Raw genomic sequence first — 13,421 nt, forward strand, 5'->3', positions numbered from 1 at the left:
CTTATTCCTTAAGTTTATTTAAAAAGACGTAATTTGTAATCCTGAACCCGCTGAACATACGTAAATATCAGCATTTAAGCTAAAGCGTTCAAAGTAATGCTTTTCTACCGCTGCTTTAATTAATGGTACTTCCGCATCACGACATAAACACACAATTGCGCCACCAAAACCACCCCCTGTCATACGTACTGCGCCACGCTCGCCCATCGCTTCTTTACAAATTTCTACTAAGCCATCGGTTGCAGGTACGGTTACTTCAAAGTCGTGTTTAAGGGATTGATGCGATGCTGCCATTAGCGTGCGAAGTGCATCCATATCGTTATTTTGTAGTGCAGTAGTTGCTGCAATTACACGGTCGTTTTCGCTAATTACGTGATGTGCACGTTTATATTCGTTTTCGCTTAATGTCGCTTTTACTGCTTGCAGGCCAGCCATGGTGGCTTGGCGAAGTGTTTCTGCACCCATTTTTACAGCAGCTTGTTCGCAGTCAATACGGCGCTGGTTATATTCGCTATCAACCAACTTACGCGGGTAGTTTGAATTAACAATAACAATATTTAAATCATCAGGAACTTTAACTGATTTAGTTGCTAAGTTTTCACAGTCGATTAATAGTGCATGACCGTTCTCGCCTTTAGCTGAAATAAGCTGATCCATAATGCCGCATTGGCAATGCATAAAGTCGTTTTCGGCTTCTTGACCAAATAGCGCAATTTGCTCTGGCGGTAAACCAAGCTGTGCAATATGGTTAAACATACCGCCTACAGCAACTTCTAGTGCGGCCGATGACGACAAGCCACTACCTTGCGGTAAGTTGCTGTCAATTAGTAGGTCGGCGCCACGCAGTGTGTAGCCCGCTCTTTTAAGAACATAAGTAACAGCACGAATGTAGTTACCCCATTGCGACTGGCCTTCAGTGATTTCTTCATCAACACTAAAGCTGTCTTTTTCGCCTGGGTAATTTAAAGAATGCACAGTAATAATATTGTCGTCGCGCTCTTTAAACATTACTTGGGTGCGAAACTCTAACGAACACGGTAAAACAAAACCGTCGTTGTAGTCGGTAAATTCGCCAATGAGGTTTACACGCCCCGGTGCTGCTGCAATACCTTGAGCAGGCGCGCCATACAGTGACAAAAATTGTTGTTGGAATTCGTTAAGCTTCATCTGTGTGTCCTGCTGTATCTTTATAATGTGTTGTACTGGCTGCTTTTAAAATAGAAGCAGCGGTTTCTGCGCTTAAATCGCGTTGGCTTTCGCCTAGCATTTCGTAGCCTACCATGTGTTTTTTAACAGTAGCAGAGCGAAGTAGCGGCGGATAAAAGTGTGCATGCAAACGCCAATGTTGCTCATCAGAGCCTCTGTTAGCCGGTGCATTGTGCCATCCCATTGAGTATGGGAAGCTGCAATTAAATACGTTGTCGTACTTAGTGGTTAATACTTTAAGTGCCTGTGCTAGGGCATCTGTTTGCACATCGTTTAGCTGGCTAAAGTTTTGAATGTTATCTTTAGTTACTAGCATTGTTTCAAACGGCCATGCTGCCCAAAATGGCACCACTACAAGCCAATGTTCGTTTTCAAATACTACACGTGTTTGATCTGCTTGCTCTTTTTGTGCGTAATCGGCAAGCATAGCTGTGCCATGCTTTTTATAATAGGCGAGCTGCTGGGTATCTTCGGCTTCTATTTCGGTTGATAAATGCGAGTGAGCCCATACTTGGCCGTGAGGATGAGGTTGCGAACAACCCATGATCTCGCCTTTATTTTCAAAAACTTGTACACATTCGTACTGCTGTGCAAGCTCTGTGTAATTTTGTTTCCAGGTTTTCACTACTTCGTGCAATGCGTTTTGGCTAAGCTCTGGTAGTGTTTTGTTGTGCTCTGGAGAAAAACAAATTACGCGGCATTCGCCACTGGCTTCGTCGGCAATGAATAAATCGCTGTCTGATTCTAAGCTTTGTAATTGCTCGCTGGCATTAGGTGTTAATGCGCCAAAGTCATTTCTAAATACGTGTGTGTATTTGTAATCTGGATTGCTGTCGCCATTTGCACGGGTGTTGCCTGGGCAAAGTGGGCAGTTTTCATCGTGTTTTGGTAATACGTTTTCGTTAACGGCTTCTGTTGCGCCTAACCATGGGCGGTTATTACGATGTGGTGACACTAATACCCAACGACCCGTTAGCGGATTTTTACGTCTGTGAGTACTTTCTAATAAAGCCATGTTAACTCTCCAACCCACTTGGGTAATTAGTTTGCCAGCGCCATGTGTCGTTTGTCATGTCGCTAAGTGTTAGTTCTGCGTGCCAGTTAAGTGTGTTTTGCGCTTTTGTAGCATCGGCGTAGTTACAGGCAATATCACCTGCTCGACGCGGTGCAACCTTATACGGAATATCTTTATTGGCTGATGCGCTAAATGCGTTGATCATATCAAGCACAGAATAACCTTGCCCTGTGCCTAAGTTGTAAGCATGAAATGCGGTATCTGTTTTATGCTGCATAAATGCCGCAACATGACCTTTAGCTAAATCTAAAACATGAATATAGTCGCGTACGCCTGTGCCATCTTCGGTGTCGTAGTCGTCACCAAAAATATTTACCACGTCACGTTTACCTACTGCAGTTTGAGCAATAAAGGGCATTAAGTTATTAGGAATACCATTAGGGCTTTCACCTAATAAACCACTTGGGTGTGCACCTACTGGGTTAAAGTAACGAAGCGCAATACCCATAAATTGACTGTTGGCATTACATACGTCTTGCATGGCTTGTTCAACCATGACTTTAGTCCAACCATAAGGATTAGTTGCGCGTATAGGATGCTTTTCGTCAATAGGGAGGTAGTCTGGCTCACCGTATACTGTAGCCGATGAGCTAAATATAATATGGTTAACGCCTTCATCTTGCATGTTTTGTAGCATGCTTAATGTGCCCGACACGTTATTTTGATAATAACGCAGCGGTTGCTCGGTAGATTCGCCAACGGCTTTTAAAGCTGCAAAGTGAAAGACAGCTTCGGCTTTAGTATGTTTTAGAGCGAGCTTAAACTGTTGCTCGTCTTGTATGTCGCCCAAAATAAACTCAAACCGAGTACCCGTAATCTTTTCGAGTTGGTCAAGTACCCGCGCACTTGCATTAGACAAGTTATCATAAATAACAGGTGTAATACCTGCTTCATGCAATGCAATACATGTGTGGCTACCTATGTAACCCATGCCGCCAGTAACTAAAACTTTCATGTTATTTCTCGAAAAGTGTATTTATATGATAAATACTACTATTAAGGTGGTTTAAAAACAATAGTTATGATTGCTGAGTAATTCAAATAAAAGCATAAAAAATATTCAGCTTAAACACTCATCTGCCTTTTAAAGGAATGCTTTTATATTAACTAACATAGGCTTAGCTTTATCAATTAATTCTATAAACTGATTCAACTATTGGCCTAATTATCAGCAGTAAGTCGGGGTGCTAATATAGCGAAAATAAAGTAAGGAGAGATCAACATGAACAAAACAATTTTACTTACCGGTGCTACCGATGGCATTGGGCTAGAAACTGCAAAGATGTTATTAGCACAAGGTCACACCGTATTATTACATGGCCGCAGCCAAGCAAAGCTCAGCGCGCTACAAGTAGCTTTAACCGAGCAATACCCAAAGGCAAGTACACATACTTATATTGCTGATTTAAGCGATATGAGCCAAGTTCAAACTTTGGCAAAAAATGTATTAGCCGATTTGGCCGAAAATAATAACCAGCTTGACGTACTTATTAATAATGCAGGCGTTTATCAATTAGTTGATGCTACAACAATTGATGGCCTTGATGCTCGCTTTGTTGTAAACACGATTGCGCCATATCTTCTTACAAAACTATTATTACCTGTCCTTGGTCATGATTCGCGAGTGGTTAATGTGTCATCAGCTGCGCAATCAAGCGTTAACTTAAATGCACTTATGGGTAACACTGAACTTTCTGATAGTGCGGCTTATGCACAAAGTAAATTGGCTATTACTATGTGGTCGCGTCATCTAGGGCTTGAGCTTAAAGATACTGGACCAATAGTTGTATCGGTAAACCCTAAATCTTTACTGGGAAGCAAAATGGTAAAAGACGCTTACGGTATAGATGGTGGGGATTTAAAAATTGGCGCAGATATTTTTTGTCGCGCAGCGCTTAGTGATGAATTTAAAGATGCCGCAGGCCTGTATTTTGATAACGATACAGGACGCTTTGCGCTTCCTCATGTTGATGCACTTGATAATGCTAAAAATCAACAACTAGTAGATACGTTAGACAGTATTTTAGCACAGCTTAAATTAGGTAAAGCATAATGAAAAATCATGTTACCTGGACAGTACAAGGCCAAATTAAAGAAGGTAAATACGATGAGTTTTTACTGGTAATGGCACGATTAGTTACTTTGGCTAAAAGTGAAGCGGGCACTTTAGTGTATGAGTGGACAGTAAGTGAAGACAAGCACAATGTACATATTTACGAGCGTTACCAAGATGAAGATGCTGCTAAAGCGCATCTTGCTGGTTGGGGCGAAAGTGGCCCACTATTTTTAAGCGTAGTTGATATGGATAAAGTAACGGTATTTAGTCAATTATCAGAAGAGTTTGCACAAACCTTTGCAGGCCCAAGCAGTGTATTTATGAAACCTGTGGGTGGCTTTGTAAAGTTTTAGAGAAAATACCCATTGTTGATCTAAAGAGCTCACCTCATCAGTGAGCTCTTTTTTTAGTTGCATTACTGCTCTTGCTGCAAGCGCTCGTATAGCCAATCTTTTAGTTCTGTACGTTCGTGTTTTAATAGATGCATTTGTTCATCGCTTATGGGCGCATCTTTGAGCTCTAACACTCTAATCTCTTTATCTAGCTTGTCGTACTTATCTGCTTTTTTTGCAAATTCAGTATCGCTTTCATTTAACTCGGCAATGGTCTTTAAGTATTCTGGAAAGTCATTTGTTAATGAGTGGTCTTCGCCTAACATATTCGCCCCTTAGTAGGATATAAATGAGCTCACAAGTAAGTGAGTTGTATAAGTGAATTACTGCCTTTCATATAATACACTGGGGCTTACATAGATATAATTCAACCATCGAGCCGCTAATTTGATGTAGCACAAACAACCGTTTTTACTTTTTAGCGGTTACTGTTTTTCCCAATAAGGGACTTCACCAAAGTAGGTAATAAAATGATCGATAAACGCACGTACTTTAGAGGTCAATAATTTATTGTTGGGGTATACAGCCTACATAGGTGTATTAACTGCTCGTGAAAAACTTAGGATTCGATATTATTGCTCAAGGTGCAAGGAATCTCTGGCTAGAGAAAATAAATTTAAATATCATCATGATTCAATACGTTAGTAAATCTCTTAACCAGAGTTCAACTTAAGTAAACCAATACCCGCTAAAGGCTTTTAAGCATTTTAGCTAAAAGAGTTAATTTTTAACGCTTTTTGCTAATTTATGTTGGTTAATTAATAGTGGTAGAATGCAGCGCTTAGTACCACTTGTGTAAAGTAGTGGTCAATAATTTATAAGGTCTGTTGTGTAATGCTGTTGATGATCGACAACTACGATTCGTTTACTTACAACTTAGTGCAATATTTTCAGCGTTTAGATCAAGACGTTTTAGTAAAACGTAATGATGAGCTAAGTATTGCACAAATAAAACAGTTAAACCCGCAGCACATCGTGTTATCGCCAGGGCCATGCACCCCTAACGAAGCGGGTATTTCACTAAATGTTGTTGAGCAACTAAAAGGGCAATATCCTATTTTAGGGATTTGCTTGGGGCATCAAACTATCGCACAAGCTTTAGGTGGAGATGTAATTCGTGCTAAAAAAGTAATGCACGGTAAAACATCACCCATAGTTCATACTAATAAAGGGGTGTTTAAAGGCTTAGCTAATCCGTTAACGGTATGTCGTTATCATTCTTTAGTGGTTAAAGCGCAAACTCTGCCTAAAGAGCTTGAAGTAACCGCATGGACTCAAACTGAGCAAGGCGAGTTTGACGAAATTATGGGGTTGTTACACAATGAACTTGCTATCGAAGGTGTGCAGTTTCACCCCGAAGCTATTTTAACTGCTCAAGGCTTAGAACTGCTTGATAACTTTTTAACTCGCTTCTAATGTTATAATACACATAGCATTTTATACTTTATTAATGGATGTCATGACTGAACTTGTAGCCCAGCAGCGTACTGCCAAAATACTAAGCCAACGAGCTCATGACTTATTGCTTGGGCATAGCTTTGCGCATCAGCAAATTGGTTTCATTCATACATTAGATATAGATTACGGCGAACCCATGAAGCAGCGTACCTTGCTGCAGGTTGAAGTGGCCGCACAGAATAAACGCCAGCAAAGCAGTACTGCACATCATAAGTACCGCGCTCAAGCCAGTGAGCAACTGCACAAAACAATTGAAACAGCTATATATAAGCAGCTCGAAGATATAGATGGCGTAATCCATAGCACCATAGGTATTGAAGATGGCATTGCCAATATACTCGATATATTAGCGGTAAAGTCAGCGTCGGTAGGGCGTTTAGAGCCATTGGTTAATGATATAAGTTGGTTGGGTAGGGAGTTAGTAACGCTCGTTAATTTACCTTACTATCGTAATCAACGTAGTAAAAACACGTCTGTAAAAGTAGATAAGCCATCGCTCGCCCTTCGTTATATTGGCCTTGATAACTTACAGCTAGTTATTCCTACATTTGCTGCCCGCCATTGGATGCCACATAGCACCGAACCATTTTCGTTATTAAAACGTCGTTTACGTGACAGTGCCATGGCAAACGCCATTGCTGCGCAAAAAATTGCACAAATTAATAATGTAAATGACGTTCATGCATTTACCCTAGGTATGCTTTTAGATGTAGGGCGAATTGCATTAGTGCGCTTGTACTTAAAAACGTTTGAGCAAATATGGCAACGTAAAGTACAGCTAGCCCGAAATGAAAACCAAAAAGATTTACACACCGCTTTATTAGAGCTTCAGCCCGACCCGCTGTTTTTAACCACTCTACTTAGCAATAAATCGATAGAAGTAAGCGCTAAGGTAATAGACAAAATGGCTTTTAAATATTTACCGTTTAAAGGGGTAATGCAGCAGCTAGTAAATGGGGTAGATAAGGGCGATACATTACTGCCATTAACAGAAGTAATGCTAAAGGCACGGTGCTATTCTCAATATCTTAATTTAAAAGAACATCAACTTATTGAACCTGATGAAGCTCTAAGCTGGTTTTCGCACTTTAAGTTCACTAAAACGGAACTAAAAACCCTCCAATCGAGTAATTTTACCAATTTAGCTATTCAAATTGACTAAAAATCTGAATTTTTTGTTAATTTTTTTGCGACTAACCATTCATTCTCATCTTATTGTTATATTACATATTTGCCGATTAAAGCGTGTGCGCCTCTGTACTCATGCGGTTAGTTGCCTAAAAATAAGCATAAATAGCTATGCAAATAGTTATTCACTATCTATGAAATAATATCTTTAGCCCTTTATTTTCAAGGGATACATGAAAGTTTTTAACGAGACAGATATAAGTAATTCTGAAATAATGTGCGTCTGAAAATTGAACCACAAAGCAATTTTGCGCAATTATCAGGTTACTGATCTTGCCTATAAAGTTGGTTACAAATATTAACCAAACACCTATTTTGATGTTTTGTGTTGCTCACAATTAAGAGGAAATAAAATGACAGTCAATCGCGAATTATTTGATCACGTAATGGTTCCTAACTACGCACCTTCAAGCGTAATTCCTGTTCGAGGCGAAGGCTCTCGCGTATGGGATCAACAAGGTCGAGAGTTTATCGACTTTGCTGGTGGTATTGCAGTTAACTGTCTTGGCCATTGCCACCCTGCATTAGTAGGCGCATTAAAAGAGCAAGGCGAAAAAATCTGGCATCTATCTAACGTAATGACCAATGAGCCGGCACTTCGCCTAGCTAAAAAAATGGTTGATGCGACATTTGCTGAAAAAGTTTACTTTGCCAACTCTGGCGCAGAAGCAAACGAAGCCGCGCTTAAATTAGCGCGTCGTTTTGCACTTGATAAATTTGGCGCAGAAAAATCACAAATCATCGCGTTCAACAAAGGTTTCCACGGTCGTACATTCTTTACCGTAACTGTTGGCGGCCAAGCTGCATATTCAGATGGTTTTGGTCCTAAGCCTGGCGACATTGTACATTGCGATTACAATGACCTTGCTGCTTTTGAAGCACTTATCAGCGATAAAACATGTGCCGTAATGATGGAACCTCTACAAGGTGAAGGCGGTATTGTTTCACCAACTGATGAGTTTGCTCAAGGCGTTCGCGATTTATGTACTAAACATAACGCACTGCTTATTTTTGATGAAGTTCAAACAGGTGTTGGTCGTACTGGCGATTTATACGCATACCAAGGCTTAAACGTAGTACCTGATATTTTAACTTCAGCTAAAGCACTTGGCGGCGGTTTCCCTATTGGCGCTATGATCACAACAACTGAAATTGCACAGCACCTTAAAGTAGGTACACATGGTTCTACTTATGGCGGTAACCCGCTTGCGTGTGCTGTTGCAGAAGCTGCATTTGATACAGTAAATACCCCTGAAGTACTGGCTGGCGTAAAAGAAAAAGCCGCATTATTTAATGAACTACTTAGCGCGGTTAACGAAAAATACAACGTATTTAGCGAAATCCGTGGCCAAGGTTTATTAATTGGTGCAGTAGTGAACGAGCAATACAAAGGTCGTGCAAAAGAGTTTTTAGTGGCAGGTACTGAGCAAGGCCTTATGTCACTAGTTGCCGGTGCAGACGTAGTACGTTTCACTCCATCTTTAGTAATTCCTGAAGCGGACATTCGCGAAGGTATGGCACGCTTTGAAAAAGCAGTAGCAAGCGTAGTAAACGCATAAGCGACTTAAGCCAACCAATTAAGGGCAAGCACCGCTTGCCCTGCAATTCCTATTTACCGTTATTTATAAGGGAGCAAGCGGACTCATGATGATCCTTCGCCCAATCCAGCAAAATGATTACTCAGCATTACTGAAAATTGCCCACGAATCTGGGCATGGTTTTACGTCTTTGCCATTAAACGAAGAACTATTGCAAAAGAAAATAGACCATTCTGTAAGTTCATTTGCTAAGCAAACGTCACAACCCGGTGACGAAGGCTACCTGTTTGTTCTTGAAGATAGCGAAACCGGTGATGTTGTAGGTACGTCTGCAATTGAAGCTGCGGTAGGGCTTGATGATGCATTTTATCATTATCACTTAAGTAAAGTGATTCACTCTTCGCGCACATTAGACGTATACAAAGCGGTTGATATTTTAACGCTATGTAACGACTACACAGGCGCTACAGAGCTTTGCACATTGTTTTTAAAAGATGGCTATCGTAAAAATTGTAACGGTAAGCTACTTTCAAAAGCGCGCTTTATGTTTATAAAGCAGCATCAAGAGCGTTTTGCACAAACAGTGATTGCAGAAATGCGCGGTGTGTCTGACGAAAACGGCAGTAGCCCTTTTTGGCAGTGGCTTGAAGAGCACTTTTTCTCAATGGATTTTCCAACAGCCGACTACCTAACAGGTATTGGCCAAAAGGTTTTCATTGCTGAACTAATGCCTAAATACCCAATTTATGTAAATTTGCTAAGTAAAGATGCGCAAGCCGTAATAGGTAAAGTACACGACAACACACGCCCAGCAATCGAGTTATTAAAAAGCGAAGGCTTTACGTTTAATGGCTACGTAGACATTTTTGACGGCGGCCCAACGGTTGAAGCAAAAGTAGATAACATTGCGACGATTCGTAATGCAAATAACTTTAACGTTGAAATTGGCGAAATGACTGGCGATACCATGGTGTTACTAGCTAACGAAAAGCTTGAAGATTTTAGAGCAACTGTTGCACCAATGACATTTGACGAGCGCGCAAAAAGCCTTATTTTATCGCAAGAAGTAGCAGATGCATTGCATTTGCAAACTGGCGATATTGTTAGTGCAACCACGATTTAATTTAGGAGAAAGTATATGACTCATCCTGCACAATTTATTAATGGTCAATGGTCACAAGGCCAAGGCACAGAATTTAATTCAGTAAATCCTGCAAATAACGACGTTATTTGGCAGGCATCATCAGCAACTGCGGCGCAAGTAGACACCGCAGTAAATGCAGCGCGCGAAGCGTTTTATGTATGGGCTGATAAAAGCTTTACTGAGCGTTTAGAAATAATTAAAGCATTCGCAGCGCAATTAAAAGAAAACAGCGAAGAGCTCGCTATTACTATCGCACAAGAAACAGGTAAGCCACTGTGGGAAACTCGCACAGAAGCGGGTGCTATGGTTGGTAAAATTGCCATTTCTGAAAAAGCATTTTTAGAGCGCACTGGCGACGTAGAAAACGCAATGCCACTTGGCCGTGCGATGATTCGTCATAAGCCACATGGGGTTGTAGCCGTATTTGGTCCGTATAACTTTCCGGGCCACTTACCTAATGGCCACATTGTGCCAGCGCTTTTAGCAGGTAACACGGTTGTATTTAAACCGTCTGAACTGACTCCTAAAGTTGCCGAGCTTACGCTTAAACTGTGGGAAAAAGCAGGCTTACCAGCCGGTGTAATCAACCTCGTTCAAGGTGAAGTAGAAACGGGTAAAGCCCTTGCTGCTCACAAAGGGATTGATGGCTTGTTCTTTACGGGCTCTTCGCGTACTGGTCATATTTTACATGAACAGTTTGCGGGTCAACCGGGTAAAATTTTAGCGCTAGAAATGGGTGGTAATAACCCACTTATTATTACTGACGTTGAAGACACTAAAGCGGTTGTTCACGATATTATTCAATCAGCGTTTATCTCAAGCGGCCAGCGTTGTACATGTGCACGTAAATTGTTTTTACCTAAAGGTAGCAAAGGCGATGCAATTTTAGAGCGCCTTATCACTGCAACTAAAGCGATTAAAGTAGGTAACTACGATGATGCAGACCAGCCATTTATGGGCTCTATGATCTCATCAGCGGCAGCAGCGGGCATGGTTAAAGCGCAAAACGAGCTTGTTGAGCTTGGCGCTCAAGTATTAGTAGAGCTTGAGCACACAGCCAATACCGGTTTTGTAACACCAGGTATTATTGAGTGTACAAATATTAGTGACTTCCCAGATGAAGAACATTTTGGACCACTTTTAAAAGTATTCCGCTTTGACGACTTTGACCAAGCCATTGATAAAGCAAACGATACAACCTTTGGTTTATCGGCTGGTTTATTGAGTGATAGTGCAGCAGATTACGACCATTTTTTACGTCGTATTCGCGCTGGTATTGTTAACTGGAACCGCCCAATTACTGGCGCATCAAGCGCAGCACCGTTTGGTGGTATTGGCGCATCGGGCAATCACAGAGCAAGCGCGTATTACGCAGCTGATTACTGTGCATACCCAGTTGCTTCAGTAGAGCTTGAAAAAGTAGCGATGCCAGCAACACTAAGCCCAGGCTTAAAAATAGATTAAGTAGTAATACTACTTAATTATTATAAAAGCAGCTTCGGCTGCTTTTTTTGTATTGCTATCGTACAAGGCTAGTAATTATCGACTCTTTCTGCTTAAATCAGCATAATTAAATATATTTAGGTGGTTCGCATAATGGTTTTAGATAGGCAAGGGTACGATGATTTGATCATGTATCTAACTCAAAATTTAGCATTGTTTGAGAAGCCAGGCGAAATAAAACCAGGCGCTCCAACAGTAATGGAATTAATCGAAGACGTTATTGCACAAAATGTGATGCTTATTTGCGAGCAGCACACAGACCTCAACACAGAGCAGCGTAGTCAAATTGTACGTGAAGTTGATGGCATAGTTTACGATTTAGAAGAAGTCCTCAGCAGCATCACCTCACAGCCTGTCACGGTTGAACAGCATGCCTTTATAGATGAATTTGCAGGTTTAGTAAAAAACCTCTTTGATAGCGCATTAGCACAACAATCTTAGCCATTTTATAGCCCTGCGTTGCATTTTCATTTGCAACTACGGCTAAGTTGCTTACAATCAAGAAAATATTTTTTTGAGATATAACAATGCAAGCAAATGTAAAATGGGTTGAAGGCGATACGTTTATTGGCCGTTCTAATTCTAACCACAATGTTGTGTTTGATGGCGGCAGCGATAGCGCAGCACCAAGCCCAATGGAAATGGTTTTAATGTCAGTTGGCTGTTGCTCATCAGTTGATGTGGTTAGTATTTTAAAAAAAGCTAAACAAGATTTTTCAGACGTACAAGTGCAACTCAGTGCAGAACGCGCCGAAACAGCACCGCGCGTGTTTACCAAAATCAACTTACACTTTGTTGTTAAAGGTAATAATGTGTCTGAAAAGCACCTTGCACGTGCAGTTTCACTCTCTGCTGAAAAGTATTGCTCGGTTGCATTAATGCTTGATAAAACAGTAGAAATTACGCATAGCCACGAAGTTGTGCAAGATCAAGCAAAATAACGCTTTTTCCACGAGGAAAATTCGTATAAAATCCGCGAACTTTTCATTCTGCAGGTGCAGAACCCACTAATTTATAGGTTGGTTTATTATGAACAAACCCTTCGATAAACTTAAACTTCATGGCTTTAACAATTTAACCAAAAGTTTAAGCTTTAGTATTTATGATATTTGTTACGCAAAGACCGAGCAACAACGTAAAGAATATATTGAATATATCGATGAGCAGTACAGTGCAGATAGACTAACCGATATTTTAGGTGAAGTTGTTGATATTATTGGTGCTAACATTTTAAATGTAGCGCGCCAAGATTATGAACCGCAAGGCGCAAGTGTAACTATTTTGGTTTCAGAAGAACCAGTAGAAGAGCAGCAAAATTACGATGCTGACGAAGCACCAGGCCCATTACCTGATTCAGTTGTTGCACACCTAGATAAAAGCCATATTTGTGTACACACATACCCAGAAGCTCACCCTGATGATGGTATTTGTACATTCCGTGCTGATATTGAAGTGTCTACTTGTGGCATTATTTCGCCACTTAAAGCGTTAAACTTCTTAATTCATAGCCTTGAGTCAGACGTAGTAACAATAGACTACCGCGTTCGTGGTTTTACCCGCGACATAAACGGTGTTAAGCACTACATTGATCATGCTATTAGCTCGATTCAAAACTTCATGACAGAAGATACAAAAGAAGCGTACCAAATGATGGACGTGAACGTGTATCAAGAAAACCTGTTCCATACCAAAATGATGTTAAAAGAAACCGACTTAAATACCTATTTATTCGGCCTTTCTACTGATGAGTTATCGGACGAAGAAGAAGACGAAATTCGCTCTAAGCTGACTCGCGAAATGCAAGAAATATTCTATGGCCGTAACCTGCCAGATACAGAATAATAGCAACGAATTAAATTAA

14 protein-coding genes are annotated in these 13,421 nt (G+C 40.8%); 10 read left to right on the forward strand and 4 right to left on the reverse strand.

Translation table 11 applies throughout. The features are described 5' to 3' along the window. Positions 1-18: 18 nt before the first annotated feature. Genes galK through galE form a run of 3 tightly spaced genes read right to left on the reverse strand, consistent with a single transcriptional unit; the run spans position 19 to position 3,236 of the window. Entirely contained in the window at positions 19-1,167 is a 1,149-nt protein-coding gene (gene galK, locus I6E69_RS12190) for a galactokinase (RefSeq protein ID WP_197121342.1), read from the reverse strand. Beyond that, positions 1,157-2,221, reverse strand: a complete 1,065-nt coding sequence (locus I6E69_RS12195) for a UDP-glucose--hexose-1-phosphate uridylyltransferase (protein ID WP_197121343.1) — start codon at positions 2,219-2,221, stop codon at positions 1,157-1,159. Before I6E69_RS12195 ends, galK begins: the two co-directional genes overlap by 11 nt. Position 2,222: 1 nt before the next feature. Then, complete coding sequence (galE, locus tag I6E69_RS12200) at positions 2,223-3,236, reverse strand: UDP-glucose 4-epimerase GalE (RefSeq protein WP_197121344.1); 1,014 nt, start codon at positions 3,234-3,236, stop codon at positions 2,223-2,225. Between the two features lie 267 nt (positions 3,237-3,503). Here galE and I6E69_RS12205 point away from each other — a divergent pair, with 267 nt between their 5' ends. Both I6E69_RS12205 and I6E69_RS12210 read left to right on the forward strand, forming a co-directional pair. After that, positions 3,504-4,334: an SDR family NAD(P)-dependent oxidoreductase gene (locus I6E69_RS12205; protein ID WP_197121345.1), complete on the forward strand. Its 831-nt coding sequence runs from the start codon at positions 3,504-3,506 to the stop codon at positions 4,332-4,334. After that, positions 4,334-4,690 carry a putative quinol monooxygenase gene (locus I6E69_RS12210; RefSeq protein ID WP_138489976.1) on the forward strand — a complete coding sequence of 119 codons (357 nt, stop codon included), beginning with the start codon at positions 4,334-4,336 and terminating at the stop codon, positions 4,688-4,690. Before I6E69_RS12205 ends, I6E69_RS12210 begins: the two co-directional genes overlap by 1 nt. Before the next feature lie 62 nt (positions 4,691-4,752). On the opposite strand, the gene I6E69_RS12215 is transcribed toward I6E69_RS12210, so the two are convergent. Then, the gene (locus I6E69_RS12215) at positions 4,753-4,995 is read right to left on the reverse strand and encodes a YdcH family protein (protein WP_002958856.1); all 243 of its coding nucleotides are present in this window, start codon (positions 4,993-4,995) and stop codon (positions 4,753-4,755) included. Between the two features lie 568 nt (positions 4,996-5,563). Between I6E69_RS12215 and I6E69_RS12220 the strand changes: the two genes are divergently transcribed. The 8 genes from I6E69_RS12220 (at position 5,564) to speD (ending at position 13,402) form a co-directional block, all read left to right on the forward strand. Next, positions 5,564-6,145 (forward strand): aminodeoxychorismate/anthranilate synthase component II, encoded by a 582-nt coding sequence (locus tag I6E69_RS12220; RefSeq protein WP_024596662.1) that lies wholly within the window; start codon positions 5,564-5,566, stop codon positions 6,143-6,145. 43 nt (positions 6,146-6,188) lie between these two features. Further along, positions 6,189-7,349: an HDOD domain-containing protein gene (locus I6E69_RS12225; RefSeq protein ID WP_002958858.1), complete on the forward strand. Its 1,161-nt coding sequence runs from the start codon at positions 6,189-6,191 to the stop codon at positions 7,347-7,349. Positions 7,350-7,728: 379 nt separating this feature from the next. Further along, on the forward strand, positions 7,729-8,934 hold the full coding sequence (locus I6E69_RS12230) for an aspartate aminotransferase family protein (protein ID WP_002958859.1): 1,206 nt from the start codon (positions 7,729-7,731) through the stop codon (positions 8,932-8,934). An 85-nt stretch (positions 8,935-9,019) separates the two neighbouring features. Next, positions 9,020-10,036 (forward strand): arginine N-succinyltransferase, encoded by a 1,017-nt coding sequence (astA, locus tag I6E69_RS12235; protein ID WP_002958860.1) that lies wholly within the window; start codon positions 9,020-9,022, stop codon positions 10,034-10,036. Positions 10,037-10,051: 15 nt separating this feature from the next. Continuing rightward, complete coding sequence (gene astD / locus I6E69_RS12240; RefSeq protein ID WP_138489979.1) at positions 10,052-11,521, forward strand: succinylglutamate-semialdehyde dehydrogenase; 1,470 nt, start codon at positions 10,052-10,054, stop codon at positions 11,519-11,521. Positions 11,522-11,653: 132 nt separating this feature from the next. After that, positions 11,654-12,001, forward strand: coding sequence for a DUF3802 family protein (locus I6E69_RS12245; RefSeq protein WP_002958862.1), 348 nt, complete (start codon positions 11,654-11,656; stop codon positions 11,999-12,001). An 86-nt stretch (positions 12,002-12,087) separates the two neighbouring features. Beyond that, complete coding sequence (locus tag I6E69_RS12250) at positions 12,088-12,501, forward strand: OsmC family protein (protein WP_002958863.1); 414 nt, start codon at positions 12,088-12,090, stop codon at positions 12,499-12,501. An 88-nt stretch (positions 12,502-12,589) separates the two neighbouring features. Beyond that, positions 12,590-13,402, forward strand: coding sequence for an adenosylmethionine decarboxylase (speD, locus tag I6E69_RS12255; RefSeq protein WP_024597058.1), 813 nt, complete (start codon positions 12,590-12,592; stop codon positions 13,400-13,402). The last annotated feature ends 19 nt before the right edge of the window (positions 13,403-13,421 follow it).

Source organism: Pseudoalteromonas sp. NZS100, from assembly GCF_015864815.1.
Lineage (GTDB): Bacteria > Pseudomonadota > Gammaproteobacteria > Enterobacterales > Alteromonadaceae > Pseudoalteromonas > Pseudoalteromonas distincta.

Bases quoted from the DNA above. Each gene is read 5' to 3' on its own strand.
- galK (WP_197121342.1), bottom strand. From the start codon at position 1,167: ATGAAGCTTAACGAATTCCAACAACAATTTTTGTCACTGTATGGCGCG.
- I6E69_RS12195 (WP_197121343.1), bottom strand. From the start codon at position 2,221: ATGGCTTTATTAGAAAGTACTCACAGACGTAAAAATCCGCTAACGGGT.
- galE (WP_197121344.1), bottom strand. From the start codon at position 3,236: ATGAAAGTTTTAGTTACTGGCGGCATGGGTTACATAGGTAGCCACACA.
- I6E69_RS12205 (WP_197121345.1), top strand. From the start codon at position 3,504: ATGAACAAAACAATTTTACTTACCGGTGCTACCGATGGCATTGGGCTA.
- I6E69_RS12210 (WP_138489976.1), top strand. From the start codon at position 4,334: ATGAAAAATCATGTTACCTGGACAGTACAAGGCCAAATTAAAGAAGGT.
- I6E69_RS12215 (WP_002958856.1), bottom strand. From the start codon at position 4,995: ATGTTAGGCGAAGACCACTCATTAACAAATGACTTTCCAGAATACTTA.
- I6E69_RS12220 (WP_024596662.1), top strand. From the start codon at position 5,564: ATGCTGTTGATGATCGACAACTACGATTCGTTTACTTACAACTTAGTG.
- I6E69_RS12225 (WP_002958858.1), top strand. From the start codon at position 6,189: ATGACTGAACTTGTAGCCCAGCAGCGTACTGCCAAAATACTAAGCCAA.
- I6E69_RS12230 (WP_002958859.1), top strand. From the start codon at position 7,729: ATGACAGTCAATCGCGAATTATTTGATCACGTAATGGTTCCTAACTAC.
- astA (WP_002958860.1), top strand. From the start codon at position 9,020: ATGATGATCCTTCGCCCAATCCAGCAAAATGATTACTCAGCATTACTG.
- astD (WP_138489979.1), top strand. From the start codon at position 10,052: ATGACTCATCCTGCACAATTTATTAATGGTCAATGGTCACAAGGCCAA.
- I6E69_RS12245 (WP_002958862.1), top strand. From the start codon at position 11,654: ATGGTTTTAGATAGGCAAGGGTACGATGATTTGATCATGTATCTAACT.
- I6E69_RS12250 (WP_002958863.1), top strand. From the start codon at position 12,088: ATGCAAGCAAATGTAAAATGGGTTGAAGGCGATACGTTTATTGGCCGT.
- speD (WP_024597058.1), top strand. From the start codon at position 12,590: ATGAACAAACCCTTCGATAAACTTAAACTTCATGGCTTTAACAATTTA.